Source organism: Nocardioides sp. J54 (assembly GCF_000519005.1).
Taxonomy (GTDB): domain Bacteria; phylum Actinomycetota; class Actinomycetes; order Propionibacteriales; family Nocardioidaceae; genus Nocardioides.
The window spans coordinates 1-16,980 of the sequence record NZ_JAER01000003.1 but is presented as its reverse complement, the minus strand read 5'-3'; the positions used below and the strand labels follow the sequence as shown (position 1 = coordinate 16,980).

Below are 16,980 nucleotides of genomic sequence, written 5' to 3'. Positions count from 1 at the left end.
GCTGCCCCGGAGGTGCGCCGGGAGGGATGTGGTTCGCCGTGCAAACAAAAACCCCTCAGTTGCTGAGGCAACGAGGGGTGGGACGCGTCGTCTGACGTGGTCAGGCGGCGCGTCCGGGGCGTACGAGAAGCTGGTGAAGCATGGGCCCACCGTACGCCGAACCCCGGCGTGCCGTCGAATAGCCTACCGCCCTCGTCCCACATACCAAGACAGACGTCTCAGGGATTGGCCAGCACGACGGCACTCAACCGGGGGTCGGGATTGAACGCGATCTCCCAGCGGAAGCCGTCGGGATCGGCGAAGTAGCCGGTGTAGCCGCCCCAGTCCCGCTGGACCGCGTCCTCGACGTGCGGCGAGCCCGCGGAGCGGGCCGTGGCGAGCACCGCGTCGACCTCCTCCGGGGTGGCGACGTTGTGCGCGATGGTGAGTGGGGCGATGCCGGGACCGGACATCACCGCGCCCACCTCGGTCTCGAAGTGGCTGCGCTCCCACAACGAGAGCAGCAGCTGCTGGCCGGTGCGGATCATGATGACCTCCCCCGGCACGTCGAGCTCGGGGGTCCAGCCGAGGCCCTCGACGTAGAAGCGGCGGGTGGCGTCGATGTCGGCGACAGCCAGGGTGATGAAGCTGATCCGCTGGTCCACGGACGCCACCCTGCCACTCCTCGTCGGGCCCGTCAGCCCCGGTCAGCGCGCCGCGGGTTGACCGGCGTGAGGCGCCGAGCGACCAGCGGGACGATGACGACGGCCGGGACGACGTGCGCGAGCACGAGGACCACGTTGGTCGCGGCACCGGGCGTGGAGACCAGGACCGGCGGGACGAGCGAGACGACGGTCAGCGCCCAGGCGGCGCGCGTCCACGTGCGGCGCGGGCGGCGGGCGAAGCGGGACAGCACGGCGGCGATCACGACGCCGACGAGCCCGAGGGCCACGACGGCGGTGAAGAAGCCGCCGACCGGCATCGGCTCCGGCGCGGTCCCGAAGGCGAGTGCGATGTCGACCCCGACGGCCCGGGCGAGCAACTCGAAGGCAGTGGTGGCGGCGGCGCCGGCGACGACGGCGCCGCTGGCGGCGACGACGAGCGGGACACGGCGTGGCGTACGGGCGGCGCTGGCGGTGCTGGTGCTGGCGGTGCTGGCGGTGGTGCTGGTGATGACGGACATGTCCGTTCCTCTCGGTGCAGTGGTGTGGCGGCTCCTCGGCCGCCCCTCACCTCCTCCACGAAGGGCCCGGCGCCCGTACGACACCCGGGCCGGAGATTGCCCGGGCCGGGTTCGCCGCCCGCGGGTGCGACGACGTCACCCCCGCAGGCCCGGGCCGTGCTGCAGCAGGTCGGCCGCTAGGCGCGGGCCGTCGCCGCGCTGAGGGCGGTGCGCTGCCGGCCGTCCTCGTCGAAGTTGCCCGGGTCCAGCCACGACTCATGCGCGGCGCGGACCGCCGGCCACTCGCCGTCGGTGACGGAGAACCAGTCGGTGTCGCGGCAGCGCCCCTGGGTGACCATGTGGTTGCGGAAGCGCCCCTCCTCCACGAAGCCCAGGCGCAGCGCCGCCCGGCGCGACGGCTCGTTGAGGCTGTCGCACTTCCACTCGAAGCGCCGGTAGCCGAGGTCGTCGAACGCGTGCCGCATGAGCAGGTGGATCGCCTCGGTGGCCGCCCGCGTGCGCTGCAGCGCCCGGCCGAGAAGGACCCCGGCGACCTCGACCTGCCCGTGCGCCGGCTCGATGCGCGCGTACGACGCCACGCCGCTCGCACGCCCGGCCCGCTCCCCCTCCAGGGGCACCAGCGCGAAGGTCACCAGCTCCGGCGACTCGAGGTGCGCCGCGAGGTGCATCCACAGCGTCGGCAGCGACGTGGGCCGCGGGACCGGCCGATAGGTCCACAGGTCGTCGTCACCCTCGCCGCACGTCGCGGCGAAGAGGTCGGCATAGTGCGCCGACGTGAGCGGGCGCACCTCGACGTACCGCCCGGTCATGGTGACCGGCTCCGGCCACGGCCGTGGCGCCCAGCCGGGGACCTCGGGACCGACCTGCTGCCCGAAGGCGTTGACCTCGGGCACCCGTCAGTCGGGGACGCGGCGGTAGGCGCCGTCGGAGGCGGCGGTGGCCATCGAGGCGTAGGCCCGCAGCGCGGCCGACACCGGGCGCTGGCGGTCCAGCGGGGTGTAGGGCTTGTCGCGCTTCTCCTGCAGCACCCGGCGCTCGGCGAGGGTGTGCTCGTCGACGTCGAGGTGGATGCGGCGGTTCGGGATGTCGATCGAGATCGGGTCGCCGTCCTCGACGAGCGCGATCAGGCCGCCGCCGGCCGCCTCGGGCGAGATGTGCCCGATGGACAGGCCGCTCGTGCCGCCGGAGAACCGGCCGTCGGTGATCAGGGCGCACTTGGCGCCCAGGCCGCGGCCCTTCAGGAAGGCCGTCGGGTAGAGCATCTCCTGCATGCCGGGGCCGCCCTTGGGGCCCTCGTAGCGGATGACGACGACGTGGCCGGCCTCGACCTTCTTGCCGAGGATGCCCTCGACGGCCGCCTCCTGCGACTCGAAGACGATCGCGGTGCCGTGGAAGACCAGCGCCTCCTCGGCGACACCGGCGGTCTTCACGACGCAGCCGTCCTCGGCGATGTTGCCGGTCAGGATCGCCAGGCCGCCGTCGGCGCTGTAGGCGTGCTCGAAGTCGCGGATGCAACCGTCGGCCGCGTCGGTGTCCAGGCTGCCCCAGACGTTCTCGGTCGAGAACGGCTCGGTGGTGCGCACGCCGCCGGGGGCTGCGCTGAACAGGTCCAGGGCCTCGGGCGAGGGGTCCTCGCTGCGGATGTCCCACTTGCCCAGCCACTCGTCGAGGTTCGGCGCGTGCACCGAGTGCACGTCCTCCCTGAGCGCGCCGCCGCGACGCAGCTCGCCGAGCAGGGCGGGGATGCCGCCGGCACGGTGGACGTCCTCCATGTGGTAGATCGGCGAGTTCGGCGCGACCTTCGACAGGCACGGCACGCGGCGGGAGATCTCGTCGATCGCGTGCACGTCGAAGTCGAGCTCGGCCTCGCGGGCAGCGGCCAGCAGGTGCAGCACGGTGTTGGTCGAGCCGCCCATGGCGACGTCGAGCGCGACGGCGTTCTCGAACGCGGAGCGGTTGGCGATGTTGCGCGGCAGGACGGACTCGTCGTCCTCGTCGTAGTAGCGACGGCACAGGTCCATGACGACCCGCCCGGCCTCCTCGAAGAGCGCGCGGCGCTTGGCGTGCGTGGCCAGCGTCGAGCCGTTGCCCGGCAGCGAGAGGCCGATGGCCTCGGTCAGGCAGTTCATCGAGTTCGCGGTGAACATGCCCGAGCAGGAGCCGCAGGTCGGGCAGGCGGAGCGCTCGATGACGTCGAGCTGCTCGTCGGTGACCGCGTCGTTGGCGGACGCGGACATGGCGTCGACCAGGTCGAGCTTGGAGTGCACGACGCCCTCGATGGCCTGGGTCTTGCCGGCCTCCATCGGGCCGCCGGAGACGAACACGACCGGGATGTTGAGTCGCAGGGCGGCGAGCAGCATGCCGGGCGTGATCTTGTCGCAGTTGGAGATGCACACGATCGCGTCGGCGCAGTGCGCCTGGACCATGTACTCGACCGCGTCGGCGATCAGCTCGCGCGACGGCAGCGAGTAGAGCATCCCGCCGTGGCCCATCGCGATGCCGTCGTCGACCGCGATGGTGTTGAACTCCTTCGCCACGCCACCGTTGGCGACGACCGACTCGGCGACGATCTTGCCGAGGTCACGCAGGTGGACGTGCCCGGGCACGAACTCGGTGAACGAGTTCGCGATGGCGATGATCGGCTTGCCGAAGTCCGAGTCCGTCATGCCGGTCGCGCGCCAGAGGGCACGTGCGCCGGCCATGTTGCGGCCCGAGGTGGACGTCGCAGAACGCAGGGTTGGCATGGGTCAAGGCTACGCCTCCGGGCGTGAGCCTCCCCCATCCGCTCACCCCTCGGCAGCGCGCTTCAGCGCGGCGAGGCCCTTCTCGAAGTCCTTGCCGATCGCCTTGTCGAAGAACAGCCGGCCCATGGCCGACATGACGGCGTTGCGCTCGCCGCTCATCGTCCAGGCCACCCGGGTGCCACCGTCGACCGGCGTGAGGTCGAAGGTGACGGTGTTCTCCGCGCGGAACGGCTTGAGGAACTCCAGCGCGACGACCACCTGCGCGGGCGTGATCGAGGTGAAGGTCATCCGGCCCTGGCCGGCCTTCTTGTTGCCCGACCAGGCGTAGGTCGCGCCGACGCCCTCGCCGTCGTACGTGCGCTGCAGGTCGGGGTCAAGGCCCTCCCACGGGGACCACTTGACCCACTGGTGGAAGTCGTCGACCAGCGCGTGGACGGTCTCCGGGGACGCCTGGATCGTCGTCTCGTGGGTCTGGGAGAAGGCGGGCATGACCGGACCCTACCGAGCGTGGCTCACGCGACGCCGACCTTGACCGACATCACGTCCGGCAGGTCTGCGGCCACCTGGCGCCAGGTCTCGCCGTCGTCGGCGGACGCCCAGACCGACCCGTTGCGGGCCCCGATGTAGAGGCCGGCGGGGTCGTGGGAGTCCACGCACATCGCGTCGCGCATCACGCCGACGTAGAAGGCGTCGGGCAGGCCCTCGCCGTACGCCGTCCACGACTCCCCCGCGTCGTCGGAGCGCCACACCTGCGCCCTCGCGTCGGGCGGGTAGCGCCGGTCGCCCCCGCCGAGCGGGAACACCCAGATCGTGTCGGGACGGTGCGGGTGCACGACGACCGGGAACCCGAAGTCGCTCGGCAGGTCGTCGCCGATCGAGGTCCACGTGCCGCCCTCGTCGTCGGAGCGGTAGACGCCGCCGTGGTTCTGGGCGTAGAGCCGCTCGGGGCGGCTGGGGTGCCGGGCGACCTTGTGCACGCACTGCCCGAACTCGGGGTAGCGCTGGTCCTCGGGCAGGAAGTCGGCCCGGATGCCCTTGTTGCGCGGCTCCCACGTCGCGCCGCCGTCAGTGGTGCGGTAGACGCCGCCGGTGGAGATGGCGACGGTGATCGACTGCGGGTCGGTCGGGTGCGGCAGGACCGTGTGGAACGCCTGGCCCCCGAAGCCCTCGCCCCACTCGGCGCGGTGCGGGTGGTTCCACAGCCCCTCCTCCAGGGCGAAGGTCGCTCCCCCGTCGCGCGAGGTGAACACCGCGCCCGGCTCGGTGCCGGCATGGAGCACCCCGGGCTCGGTGCCGGGGACGACCTGCCAGATCCGCTCGACCGTGGCGCCCGCGCCCTCCGGGAAGCGGACGGCGCCGTTCGGGGTCTCCTGCCAGGTCCCGCCGAGGTCGTCGGACCACCGCAGCTGCGGCCCGAGCCAGCTCGACGACGCACCGGCGAAGAGCCGCGGGCGTTCACCGCGGGTGTCGACGAGGCCGGAGTAGACCTCCTCCATGTCGTGGTGCGGGCCGGTGAAGGACCACTCTGCACGGTCCTCCGAGGTGCCCACCCAGAGCCCCTTGCGCGTCCCGACCATGAGGATCGTCGTCATCCCTGCCTCCAGCCCCGCGCCGTGTCCCGCGGGCTCGTCCCGCGGTCCCGTCGCGCCTGCTCCCACTGTGACCCCACCCGCCGGGAAAAGTCATCGGAAGATTCCGCAGGTTTTCTGCAAGGTCCGGCGCCGCGGCTGCTCCTACCCCCGACGGACACCCGGCGGACAGGCCGCTGGCCCCACAGGAAGGCACCCTCCATGCGCACGCAGCTCCTCGGACTCGCCGCCGCCACCCTCGCGGTCGGCACCCTCGCCCTCGGCACCACCCCTGCTCAGGCCGCTGGTGGCATCGACAGCGGCAGGATCAGCCCGCTCGGCGCACTGCCCAGCGAGGTCGACGTCGTCGGTACGACCCCCGGTGACGCGGTCGCCGCGTGGGTGAAGCCGGTCGAGGGCGGCGAGCGGATCTACGCCGCCCACGGCACCGACGGCGCCTGGGCTGCGCCGGTCGACGTCACGCACGGCGTGGCGAGCGCGATCGAGAACCTCCACGTCGTCGGGAACGACGCCGGGGACGTCGCGGCGGTGTGGACCCAGACCATCAACGGGCAGGAGCGGGTGCGGGGTGCCCGCTACCTCGGCGGAGGGAAGTGGGACGGCCCAGCGACGCTCAGCGGCCCCGACACCACCGGGATCAAGGAGACCGAGGCCGCGATGGACGGCGCCGGCCGGGTGCACGTCGTGATTGCCGCGAGCGTCCAGGCCGCGGCCCCGATCCGGGCCGCGCTGTGGGCCAAGGGAGCGGCACCGGTCCTCACTCAGGTGAGCCCGCAGGGGTGGTTCCCCTCGCTGGACGTCACGCCGTCGGGCGTCGCGGTCACGGCGTTCGAGGGTCTCGGCGAGGGGCGGGACATCGTCAAGGCGAGCCGCCGCACGGCCACCACGGGATGGACCACCCCGGACGTGGCGCTGTGGCCCGAGGACGCGGGCGTCCCCCGGGTGGGCGTCGCCGACAACGGGATCGGCACGGTCCTCTACCGCGCCCAGGACGGCGAGCTCGCCCGGGTCGTCGCCGCCAACATCTCGGCGACCGGACAGGTCAGCAACCCCGACATCGTCTCGTTGCCCGGCGCCAAGGTCGCCACGATGGCGATCGACGTCTCCCCCGGGGGCTCGGCCGTGGCGAGCTGGGCACAGTCCACGGGCAGCGGCTACGAGCTGCACGTCGCCCACCGTCCCGCCGTCGGGGACTTCGGCACCCCGGTGCTGCACGACGCCGACACCACCCTCTCGGTCCACCCGATCCCGTTCGAGTCGGACACCAGCCGCCGTGTGATCGTCTACGAGGGCGACGGCCGTCTCACGTTCCGGTACCGCACCAGCGCCGTGCAGGGCTTCAAGACCTACGACGGTGGCGCATCGGACGGCGAGCGTGCCGCAGACACCGACAGCCAGGGCAACGTGGTGGGCGTCAGCATCGTCGCCAACGGCGGCTCGTCCTACGTCCAGGCGGACTGGCTCGACCTGACCGGCCCCACCTCCGCCCCGTCGAGCGCGCTCAAGGCCCAGACGCTCAGCCGGACCTTCCCCGTCGGCTGGACCGCCACCGACGCCCTCTCCTCCGTGCAGTCGACCGATGTCATCGTCCGCACCTCCGCGTGGAACCAGGCGGCCTTCGGCGACGCGACCGTCGTCGGCAACAACCTGAAGGCCAGCCCGTTCGCCTTCAAGGGCGCCCCCGGCCGGACGTACTGCTTCGAGACGCAGTCCGTCGACGGCTTGTCCAACCTCGGCGCCCGCTCTGCGCTGCGCTGCACCAGCGTCCCGCTCGACGACCGGGCGCTCGGCGCCAAGGGATGGACCCGCGCCAACGGGTCCGGCCACTTCGAGGGAACCCTGACCACCACCTCGACGAAGGGCCGCACGCTCACCCGCGCCGGCATCAAGGCGAAGCGGGTCGCCCTGGTCGCCCACCGGGTGCCGAACGGCGGCAAGGTCGAGGTGCGGTGGAACGGCACCCTCGTGCGGACCATCAGCCTCAAGGGCACCGCCGCGAAGAAGAAGGTCTACCCGATCACGACCTGGGGCTCGGTGCGCAGCGGGACGCTCAAGGTCAAGGTCGTCAGCCCCACCGGACGCCAGGTCCGGATCGACGGCCTGGTCGTCGCCAAGTAACCGCCGCGTCGTCGCACCGCCGGTCCCCGCGAGGGGGACCGGCGGTTCGGCGCGCCCGCGGACCAGGCCCTACGTTGACCGGGTGAGTGCCACCGACCACCGACGGCCCGCGCTGCCTGCGGCGATCGGCCTGGTCGTGCTCAGCATCGCGTCGGTGCAGCTCGGGGCCGGCTTCGCCAAGCTCCTGTTCGAGGACCTCGAGCCCGACGGCGTCGTGTGGCTGCGGCTGGCGACCAGCGCCCTGGTGCTGCTGGTCTGGGCCCGGCCGCGCCTGCGGGGGCGCACCCGCCTCGACTGGCTCGTCGCAGCCAGGTACGGCGCCTGCCTGGGGCTGATGAACTGGGCGATCTACCAGTCCTTCTCACGGATCCCGATCGGTGTCGCGGTGACCATCGAGTTCATCGGCCCGCTCGTGCTCGCCGCCGTCGGCTTCCGCCGGCCGCGCGACCTCGGGTGGGTCGTCCTCGCGGCGGTCGGGGTCGTGCTGCTCGGCTTCGAGCGCGGCCACCTCGACCCCGCCGGCGTCGCCTTCGCGCTGCTCGCCGGCGCCGGGTGGGCCGGCTACATCCTGTCCAGCGCGGCGACCGGCGCCCGGTGGCCGGGCATCGACGGGCTCGCCGTGGCCGCGCTGATCGCCGTCGGCCTGCTGTCCCCGCTGCTGCTCACCGTCGACGGCGGCGACCTCGTCGACGACCGGGTCCTGCTCATCGGGGCCGCCGTCGGCCTGCTCAGCTCGGTGGTGCCCTACAGCGCGGAGCTCGTCGCCCTGCGCACCCTGCCGGCGGCCACCTTCGGCGTGCTGATGAGCCTCGAGCCGGCCGCCGCGGCGCTCGCCGGCCTCGCGGTCGTCGGCGAGGACCTCGCCCCCGTCCAGTGGCTCGCCATCGGGTGCGTGGTGGTCGCCAGCGTGGGCGCGACGCGGGCGACCCGCCGTCCGATCCAGCCGCCTGACATCGGCTGAGCCCGCGGGTCGGGCAGAATCGGGGCCATGGCGACCCCTGCTCCCCGCCCCGACCAGGTCGTCCGGAAGCCCTCGCTGGCCTACCGCGACATCCTCTCCGACGACGGGACCCACGTCCGGGCGTGGACCAACGACCCCGACGGCGTGATCGACGGCCCCACCGTGGTGCTGTGCAACGGGCTCGGGACGAACCCCCACCTGTGGCCGTGGCTGCTCGACCCGGAGTGCGGCGTACGGATCGTCTCCTGGAACCACCGCGGGGTCGGCGGCTCGGACCGTCCGCGCGACCGCAGGCACATCGAGATCGAGCACTTCGTCCAGGACGGCCTGTCGGTCATGGACCACTTCGGCATCGACAGCGCGGTGCTCATGGGCTGGTCGATGGGCGTCAACACCGCCTTCGAGATGACCTACCGCCACCCCGAGCGGGTGCGCGGCATCTTCGCGATGGCCGGGGTCCCGGGCGACACCTTCGCCACCATGCTCGCGCCCTTCCGGCTCCCCCGGCTCGCCGCGCGGGCGCTGACCGTGAACCTCTGCCGCGTCGCGACGCTCAGCGGGCCCGTCGCCAACCCCGTCGTGCGCCGGGTCCCGGTCACCCCGGGCATGGTGAGGCTGCTCGGCCGCACCGGCTTCATGTTCCAGGTCGCCGACCCCGAGGCCGCCGCCGTCGGGCTCAAGGAGTTCCTGACCACGCCCGTGGACTGGTACGCCCGGCTCGCCATCGCCACCTCGCGCCACCCGCGGGTCCGGCTCAGCCGGATCGACGTGCCCACGCTCTTCGTCTCCGGCCGGTTCGACATCCTCGCGGGCGCCCGCGACATGGCGAGCGCGTCGCGGCGGCTCGCCGACCGTGGGGTGCCGACGGAGTACGTCGAGCTCCGCGGCTCGCACTTCATCCAGCTCGAGCAGCCGGAGCGGGTCCACCAGCTGCTGCTGGACTTCTCGAAGGACCTCGGGTGAGGCGCCCCCTCGCCGCGTCGCTGGCGGCACTGGCGCTGGTCGCCACGGCGTGCGGCCAGGGCGGCAACGAGGTCGACATCGACGTCTCCGGCACCGCGACCGCCGCGCCCACCGGCACGGTCCGCGACGGCAAGATCGTCGTCGCCGTCGACGGCGTCCCCGACGTGGTCGCCACCGTCGCCTCCGGGCTCGCCGTGCCTTGGGGCATCGACTTCCTCCCCGACGGCCGGGCAGTCGTGACCGAGCGCGACTCCGCGCGGGTGCTGGTGGTCACCGCGCCCGAGGTCGAGGGCGGCAAACCGACCCAGCAGGAGGGCGAGGTCGTCGAGGCCGGGCAGCTCCCCGCTGCCCCGCGCGGCGAGGCCGGCCTGCTCGGCGTCGCCGTCTCCCCCACCTTCGCCAGCGACAACCTCGTCTACTTCTACGTCACCACCGCCGAGGACAACCGGGTCGTGCGCGCCCAGCTGCGCGACGACCGGCTCGGCGAGCCGGAGCCCGTGCTGACCGGCATCCCGGCCGGCACCAACCACGACGGCGGACGCCTCGCCTTCGGCCCCGACGGCTACCTCTACGTCTCGACCGGCGAGGTCGGCGACCGCGACCTGGCCCAGGACCGGAGGTCGCTGGCCGGCAAGATCCTGCGGATCACGGCGGACGGCCGGCCGGCGCCCGACAACCCGTTCGGCACCGAGGTCTGGTCGTGGGGCCACCGCAACGTCGAGGGCCTGGCCTTCGACCCCGACGGCTCGCTGTGGGCCTCGGAGTTCGGGGACAGCAAGGCCGACGAGCTCAACCGCATCCTGCCGGGCGAGAACTACGGCTGGCCCCGGGTCGAGGGCACCGGCGGGCCGAGGAGGTTCGCCCAGCCCCAGCTGACCTGGGGCACCGACGAGGCGTCGCCGTCGGGCCTCGCCTACGCCGCTGGCTACCTGTGGATGGCCGGCCTGCGCGGCGAGCGGCTGTGGCGGGTCAAGGTCGCCGCCGGCCAGGCGAGCGACCCCACGGCCTACTTCGAGGGCGACGACGGCGGCGAGTACGGCCGCCTGCGCACCGTGGCCCGCGACGCCGACGGGCGGCTGTGGCTCGCCACCAGCAACAAGGACGGCCGCGGGACCCCGGCCGCCGAGGACGACCGGATCCTGCTGATCGAGCCCTAGTCGCGCTGGTCAGTCGCGCTGGTCAGTCGGGCTGGTCGGCCGCGACCGGCGCCTCGACGCGGGTGATCCGCGCGCGGCGCGCGGCCCTGCGCAGCGTGGTCAGCACCGCCGGGCCGAGCACGGCGATGGCGAGCGCGTTCATCAGTGCGCGGCCGGTGTCCCAGCCTCCGGTCGACGTCAGCACCGTGTAGACGAGGAAGTGGTGCAGGTTCTCGAGCACCGGGGCCCCGGGGACGTACGACAGCTCGCTGGAGTCCTGGCCGGGCACCCGGATGCCGGCCATGAACGGCCAGCCCTGCAGGTTCATCAGCAGGCCGTAGAGGTAGGCCGACACCACGCCGTACACGACCAGCATGACGACCTCGCCCCGGCCGGTGACCCGGCGCGGGAGCAGGCCGGCGCCCATGCCGACCCAGGCGGCCACGAGCATCTGGAACGGCAGCCACGGCCCGACGCCGGCGGTCATCAGTGCCGAGGCGAACAGCGACGTGCAGCCGAGCACGAAGCCGAAGCCGGCGCCGAACACCCGCCCGCCGAGGATCAGCAGGAAGAACACCAGCTCCAGGCCCGCCGTGCCGGCGCTGACGAGGCGGAGCACGGCGTTCACCGCGCTCAGCACCCCGAGCAGCGCGAGGACGCGGGCATCCATGCCGCCCTCGCTGATCTCGGCCACGACGACGGCGAGCACGAGCGGCAGCAGGAGGAGGAAGAGGAACGGCGGGTCGACGCGGTCGGTGCTGGGGTCGATGTCGAGCAGCAGCGGCCAGGCGAGCATGAGCAGCCCGATCACCGAGGTGATGGCGAGGACCAGCCGCGACCGGGGCGCGAGCGGGACGGCGACGCCGGTCACGACACCCCCTGCTGGGCGGCGAGTGCGTGCTCGACGTCGGCGACGGTGAGCCAGCCGTTGCCGAGGACCTTGGCGACCTGCGGCGCGAAGGCCGGGGACTCGGCGACGGTCTCGGCGACCGGGCCGCGGGAGACGACCTCGCCCTCGGCGAGCACGACGAGCTCGTCGGCGACCTGGGCGACGAACTCGACGTCGTGGGTCGCGACCAGCACCGCCCGGGGCGAGCCGGGCTCGGCGGCGAGCTCGCGGACCACCTCGGCGAGGGCGTGCTTGGCCGGGTAGTCGAGGCCGCGGGTCGGCTCGTCGAGCAGCAGCACCGGCGGGCGCGCGGTGAGCACGATGGCCACCGCGAGCGCGAGCCGCTGGCCCTCGGACAGGTCACGCGGGTGCCGGGCCGGGTCGATGCCGGGGGCGAGCCGCTCCAGCAGGCCGGCGCAGGTGCCGGCGGCGGCACCGGCCGAGGCGTCGGCGGCGACGCACTCCTCAGCCACGGTCTCGAGGTAGAGCAGGTCCGCCGGGGTCTGCGGCACCAGCCCCGTCGAGGCGCGCCGCTGCTCCGGGCGCAGGCCGGCCGGGTCGTCGCCGGCCACGCGGACCGAGCCGCGAGCCGGCGCGTGGCGGCCCTGCACGGTCCACAGCAGCGTCGACTTCCCGGCGCCGTTGCGGCCCATCAGCGCGGTCACCACGCCACGACGCAGCGTCAGGTCGACCTCGCGGAGCACCGGCTGGTGGCCGTGGCTGACGACGAGGCGGTGGACGTCGACCACCGGCTCCGCAGCCGGCGGCTCGGTCCGCTGCGGAGCGGACGGCAGCCGCTCGAGCAGCGCGGGGGCGCGCCGCCGGGCGGCGCGGACGGTCAGCGGCAACGGGTCCCACCCGGCCAGCCGGCCGAGCTCCACCAGCGGCGGCGCGGTCGGGGCGTCGTGGAGCAGGTCGGCGGGGTCGCCGACCCGCACCGCGCCGGGGCGGTCGGGGTCGGCACCGAGGACGCAGAGCCGGTCGGCGAACGGCAGCACCCGCTCGAGGCGGTGCTCGGCCAGCAGCACCGACACGTCGAGGTCGTGGACCAGCCGGGTGAGGATCGCCAGCACGTCCTCCGCCGCGGTGGGGTCGAGCGCGGAGGTCGGCTCGTCGAGCACCAGCAGGCGCGGATGGGTGGTCAGCACCGACCCGATGGCGACCCGCTGCTGCTGCCCGCCGGACAGGGTGCGCAGGTCGCGGTGGCGCAGGTCGGCGATGCCGAGCAGGTCGAGGGTCTCCTCCACCCGGCGGCGCATCGTCGCGGGCGCCAGGCCGAGCTGCTCCATGCCGAAGGCGAGCTCCTCCTCGACCGTGTCGGTGACGAACCACGCGGGCGGGTTCTGGCCCACGTAGCCGATCGCGTGCGCCCGCTCGCGCGACGGCTGGCCGAGCACGCTGACCCCGTCCAGGAGCACGTCGCCGCTCAGCGTGCCGCCGGTGAAGCCCGGCACCAGCCCGGCCACCACGCCGAGCAGCGTCGACTTCCCGACGCCCGTGGGACCGGCGAGGACGACCAGCTCGCCCGACTCGATGCGCAGGTCGACGCCGTCGAGCACCGGGACCGGGCTGTCGTCGTACACGAGGCGGATGTCGCGCAGCTCGATCATGCGGCCACCGCCTCCCGGTTGGCCTCGCGGTTGCGAGTCGTCAGCGGCGGCGGGGCGACCCACACCGGGACGACGGCGGCGAGCACGGCGAGGAGCGCGGGCACGGTGACGGCGGGCACCGCGAGCACGCCCGGGTGGGCGACGGAGGTGTCCCACCGGGCGAGGGCCCACAGTCCGGCGCCGGTGACGACGCCGGAGGCGACCACGACGAGCTCCGGCAGGCGCCAGCGGTCGGGGCGGTAGCGGGTGCGCTCGACGCGACGGCCGGCGGAGACGAAGCCGGCGAGCGCGACGGCCATGCCGGCCGCGAGCATCGGCAGGGCGAGCAGGCGCGGCGCGGTGGAGTCGAGCATCGCGTAGACGCCGACGACCACGCCGAGGAGGCCGGTGACCATGAGCACGCCGGTGGTACGACGCTGGGCGGGCGTCGCGGCACCGGCCCGGCCGTAGCCGCGGGCGTCCATGCCGGCGGCCAGCGCGAGCGAGCGCTCGAAGGCGTCCTCGAGCACGGGGACCAGGAGACGGCGCAGTCCCCGGACCCGGTGGAAGCGTCCCTCGGGGCCGCCGCGCAGCTGCTGGGCGGCGCGCACGCGGGCAGCGCTGTCCGCGAGCTGCGGCAGGATGTTGATCGCCACGGTCATCGCCGTGCCGATCTCGTAGAGCGCCGGCGGCAGCGACTTCATCAACCGCTTCGGGTTCGCCAGCGCGTTGGCGGCGCCGACCGCGATGAGCAGCGTGGCCAGGCGCAGGCCCTCGTAGGTCGACGCGAGCAGCTCCTCGCGGGTGAACGGGCCGAGCAGGTCGATGCCGGCCACCCAGTCGGGCAGCGCGATCGTCGGCAGGCTGAACAGCACGTGGCCCGGGGTGTTGCCGCCGAGCAGGATGCGGAACAGGACGCGCACGGCGACCACGACGACGCCCAGCCACACGTAGAGCCGGAAGGAGCGGGCCCACGGCTGGTCGGAGCGGCAGGACAGCACCGTCAGCGTGATCCCGGCCAGCAGCAGGCCGAGCAGGAACGGGTTGGTGGTGAACGACGTACCGACCGCGAGCCCGAGGGCCCAGGCCCACCAGGCGACGGGGTGGAGGTCGCGGGCGATCCTCACGACCGCGCCCGTCTGATCGGCACGACCGCCGCGGCGCCGAGGACCACCACGCCACCGGCGAGGAGCAGCCACGGGAAGCCGCCGTCGTCGTCCCGGCGGTCCTCCGCCGCAGCCTCGACCTCGGCGGCGGTGGGTGCGCTCTCCGCCGGGGCGGTCTCCCCGGGCGGGGTGACGTCGCCGTCGCCCTCGTGCCAGACGAAGGCGAGGAAGGAGCCGGGGTCGAGGTCGAGCGACGTGACGCCGAGGCTGGCGTAGGACCACTCCGGCTCGTCACCCGGCGGCGACCACCACAGGCTCCAGTACGCGTCGCCCCTGGTGCACGGGCCGTTCGCCGGCTTGCCCGCGACCCGGCACACGAAGCCGTTCATGCCCGGTGCCGGGGAGTCCTCGGTCGGGAAGCCGGCGTCGTGGAAGAGCTGGCTCGCCGGGCCGCCGCCCTCGACACACACGGTCCGGCTGCCGCCACCGAGCTCGGCGAAGTCGACGACGACCGTGACCTCGGTGGCCGCGCACGCCTCCCCCGCCGCGGCACCGGCGGGTGCCGCGGCGAGGAGCGGGAGCGCGAGCGCTGCGAGGAGCAGGCTCAGGAGGCGGCCGGGCACGGCGCCTCCGGGGCGTCCTCGTCGAGAGCGAGCAGGGCGGGCACCGACTGCGCGGTGGCCAGGCGCCACTGGTACTCGGTCTTCGCAGTCAGACCGCGCTTGCCCGCCGCAGCCAGCGTCAGGTCGTCGAAGGCGATCGCGCCGGCGTCGGCGCCGACCTTGCCCTCGCACTCGCCGAGCTGGTGCGCGCGGACCCAGGCCGCGGCCTTCGCCGCCGCCTCGTCCTCACCGGCGAGGAGGAGGGCCCACCCGGCCATCCCGGTGCTGTTGGCGTTCGGGACCAGCTGGCCGTCGCCACCGGAGAACGAGCCGTCCTCGGCCTGCTGGCTGAGGATGTAGTCGATGCCCTCGGCCAGCGCCGCGGCCAGCTCCTCGTCGTCCTCGGCGAGGTCGTGGAGCAGCACGTAGGTCAGTGCGGTGGTGTCCGCGGGCTCCGGCTTCGCGTCGGCGCACGCCTGCTCCTCGGCGTCTGCCTCGGGGAAGTAGAGGCGGAAGAACCCGCCGTCGCACTGCTGCTGGAGCAGGAAGCCGCGGGCGGCGCCCGCCTCGTCTGACCCGGCGAGGGTCAGGCCGCGCACGGCCCACGCCTGGCCGAAGCCGTTGGCGTAGTCGCCGAACTCGCTCTTGTCGCTGATCCGACCGGTCGCGGGACCTTCGTCCGCCGTACGCTCCTCGAGCTGCGCGACCAGGTCGAGGCCGCCGAAGTCGCGCGGGTCGGCGCCCTGGTCGACGGCGAACGACAGGAGCTTGCCGGTCGAGCCGGACCACACGTCCTTGCCCGGGCTGGTGTAGGCCTCCGCGCCGTCCGCCAGCGCCTCGGTGATCGTCGTCAGCGCCGGGCTCTCCGGCTCTACGGCGCGCAGCGCGTAGGCGAGGTCGACCGTCGTGCTGTGGTCGTCGGTCCCGAACTCGCGGTTGTGCAGCAGGCCGCCCTGCAGCTCGCCCTCGAGCCACGCCGCGCCGGCCAGCGCCGCCTCGGTCGGCCCGGCCGGCTCCGTGGACCCGTTCGTCGCGCCCGCGGACGCCTCGTCCGCGGCCTTGCCGTCGTTCTCCTGCGAGCAGGCCGCGAGGCCGAGCCCGGCGACGAGCGCGAGCGCTCCGGTGGCGGAGGCCGCTCGGCGAGCAATGGGGTGCATGTTCGTTCCTTCCCGCTGCACGAGCGGGAGCACCAGCGTGGTGACATCCCGCTGCTTTCCACGACAGCGTTGGAGTCAGGACATCCGTGGCAGGTACTCCGGCTTGCCACCCGAGGGCGGCCTACGGTTGCGGGTCAGCGCCGGACTTGGACCGGCTTCCCCCACCGGGGACGTGATTGGGTTCTTGCGCGAAGCGTACCGCGACCTCGCCCTCCCGCCTCCTTGGCGAGGCCTTGGTGGACAGGGGCCGTGGCCTGGCACACGTTGGGAGGGGGTGGCGGGGTGCGGCGTCCCCCTCGCTGCGGTGGTCGGCCAGTGGTTGCGCAGGAGGAGCGCGGGTCGGTCCCGGTGGGCTGGCGGTCGCGCGGCCGCTACAGCTCCGAAAGGCAACGACGAGGAGGCTGGGCGGGTGGTCGGGGCCGCCTGTCGGCCTGCGGTCGCGTAGGCGGAGCGGTCGGTGTCGGCGGGCTTCGGTCGCGTAGCCGGTACAGCTCCGAAAGGCAGCGACGAGGAGGGCTGGGGAGGTGGTCGGGGCCGCCTGTCGGCTCGCGGTCGCGTAGGCGGTCGTGGGCTGGTCTTTCTGGGCGCCGGTCTCCCGGTGGTTGAGGTGCGACGAGCGCCAGCGAGGAGCCTCGAAACCACCGGCCTTGAAGGCGGGCTGCGGATCGTAGATCCTTGGAGAATCCCCAGTCCACAGGGCTCTTCTGACTGATGTGTGGGCGAGTTTCGTCGTCTTGAGAGGCCGCACGCCGCTTCCTGTCTAAGTTTCTGAGCTGTCGAGGAACAGGAACCAAGCGCAGGAGAACGGCGTGCGTGATCTCAGCCTATGGCGGGCAGTGTTCGGGATCGAGAAGACCGTGATCGAAGACATCGATCACGACCCGGAAGTCGGTGTCGTGGTGAGCGTCCGTGCGGCGGCTCGGGAGCGCGGCAGGTGCGGTCGATGTCGGCGGCCCGCAAAGGG

Annotated in this window: 15 protein-coding genes and 1 riboswitch; of the genes, 4 read left to right on the top strand and 11 right to left on the bottom strand. The window is 73.6% G+C overall.

What is annotated here, in order from left to right; genetic code table 11:
- Positions 1-218 precede the first annotated feature (218 nt).
- The 6 genes from NOCJ54_RS0102625 to NOCJ54_RS23485 form a co-directional block, all read right to left on the bottom strand.
- Positions 219-653 (bottom strand): VOC family protein, encoded by a 435-nt coding sequence (locus tag NOCJ54_RS0102625; protein WP_232221656.1) that lies wholly within the window; start codon positions 651-653, stop codon positions 219-221.
- A gap of 23 nt (positions 654-676) precedes the next feature.
- On the bottom strand, positions 677-1,162 hold the full coding sequence (locus NOCJ54_RS23490) for a DUF6069 family protein (protein WP_051485397.1): 486 nt from the start codon (positions 1,160-1,162) through the stop codon (positions 677-679).
- 176 nt (positions 1,163-1,338) lie between these two features.
- Positions 1,339-2,055 carry a GNAT family N-acetyltransferase gene (locus NOCJ54_RS0102615; protein WP_028654226.1) on the bottom strand — a complete coding sequence of 239 codons (717 nt, stop codon included), beginning with the start codon at positions 2,053-2,055 and terminating at the stop codon, positions 1,339-1,341.
- 3 nt (positions 2,056-2,058) lie between these two features.
- On the bottom strand, positions 2,059-3,906 hold the full coding sequence (gene ilvD / locus NOCJ54_RS0102610; RefSeq protein ID WP_028654225.1) for a dihydroxy-acid dehydratase: 1,848 nt from the start codon (positions 3,904-3,906) through the stop codon (positions 2,059-2,061).
- Between the two features lie 42 nt (positions 3,907-3,948).
- On the bottom strand, positions 3,949-4,395 hold the full coding sequence (locus NOCJ54_RS0102605) for an SRPBCC family protein (RefSeq protein WP_028654224.1): 447 nt from the start codon (positions 4,393-4,395) through the stop codon (positions 3,949-3,951).
- A gap of 23 nt (positions 4,396-4,418) precedes the next feature.
- Entirely contained in the window at positions 4,419-5,498 is a 1,080-nt protein-coding gene (locus NOCJ54_RS23485; protein ID WP_036516609.1) for a WD40/YVTN/BNR-like repeat-containing protein, read from the bottom strand.
- Between the two features lie 198 nt (positions 5,499-5,696).
- On the opposite strand from NOCJ54_RS23485, the gene NOCJ54_RS23480 reads away from it, so the two are divergent.
- The 4 genes from NOCJ54_RS23480 (at position 5,697) to NOCJ54_RS0102585 (ending at position 10,694) form a co-directional block, all read left to right on the top strand.
- Positions 5,697-7,613, top strand: a complete 1,917-nt coding sequence (locus NOCJ54_RS23480; protein ID WP_036516608.1) for a hypothetical protein — start codon at positions 5,697-5,699, stop codon at positions 7,611-7,613.
- Between the two features lie 82 nt (positions 7,614-7,695).
- Positions 7,696-8,574 carry an EamA family transporter gene (locus tag NOCJ54_RS23475; RefSeq protein ID WP_232221655.1) on the top strand — a complete coding sequence of 293 codons (879 nt, stop codon included), beginning with the start codon at positions 7,696-7,698 and terminating at the stop codon, positions 8,572-8,574.
- 27 nt (positions 8,575-8,601) lie between these two features.
- A complete protein-coding gene (locus NOCJ54_RS0102590; protein ID WP_028654223.1) occupies positions 8,602-9,537 on the top strand; it encodes an alpha/beta fold hydrolase in 936 nt (311 codons plus the stop codon).
- Positions 9,534-10,694 carry a PQQ-dependent sugar dehydrogenase gene (locus NOCJ54_RS0102585; protein WP_028654222.1) on the top strand — a complete coding sequence of 387 codons (1,161 nt, stop codon included), beginning with the start codon at positions 9,534-9,536 and terminating at the stop codon, positions 10,692-10,694. Before NOCJ54_RS0102590 ends, NOCJ54_RS0102585 begins: the two co-directional genes overlap by 4 nt.
- 22 nt (positions 10,695-10,716) lie before the next feature.
- Here NOCJ54_RS0102585 and NOCJ54_RS23470 read toward each other — a convergent pair whose 3' ends face one another.
- The 5 genes from NOCJ54_RS23470 to NOCJ54_RS27950 are packed head-to-tail and all read right to left on the bottom strand — an operon-like array spanning position 10,717 to position 16,016.
- Positions 10,717-11,544, bottom strand: coding sequence for an ECF transporter S component (locus NOCJ54_RS23470; protein WP_036516606.1), 828 nt, complete (start codon positions 11,542-11,544; stop codon positions 10,717-10,719).
- Positions 11,541-13,172 (bottom strand): ABC transporter ATP-binding protein, encoded by a 1,632-nt coding sequence (locus NOCJ54_RS0102575; protein ID WP_028654221.1) that lies wholly within the window; start codon positions 13,170-13,172, stop codon positions 11,541-11,543. Before NOCJ54_RS0102575 ends, NOCJ54_RS23470 begins: the two co-directional genes overlap by 4 nt.
- Positions 13,169-14,278: an energy-coupling factor transporter transmembrane component T family protein gene (locus NOCJ54_RS23465; RefSeq protein ID WP_051485396.1), complete on the bottom strand. Its 1,110-nt coding sequence runs from the start codon at positions 14,276-14,278 to the stop codon at positions 13,169-13,171. Before NOCJ54_RS23465 ends, NOCJ54_RS0102575 begins: the two co-directional genes overlap by 4 nt.
- Positions 14,275-14,880 carry a hypothetical protein gene (locus tag NOCJ54_RS27955; RefSeq protein ID WP_051485395.1) on the bottom strand — a complete coding sequence of 202 codons (606 nt, stop codon included), beginning with the start codon at positions 14,878-14,880 and terminating at the stop codon, positions 14,275-14,277. The genes NOCJ54_RS23465 and NOCJ54_RS27955 overlap by 4 nt, the downstream gene beginning before the upstream one ends.
- The gene (locus tag NOCJ54_RS27950) at positions 14,862-16,016 is read right to left on the bottom strand and encodes a hypothetical protein (protein ID WP_051485394.1); all 1,155 of its coding nucleotides are present in this window, start codon (positions 16,014-16,016) and stop codon (positions 14,862-14,864) included. Before NOCJ54_RS27950 ends, NOCJ54_RS27955 begins: the two co-directional genes overlap by 19 nt.
- A gap of 71 nt (positions 16,017-16,087) precedes the next feature.
- Positions 16,088-16,200, bottom strand: a riboswitch (cobalamin riboswitch).
- Positions 16,201-16,980: the final 780 nt, after the last annotated feature.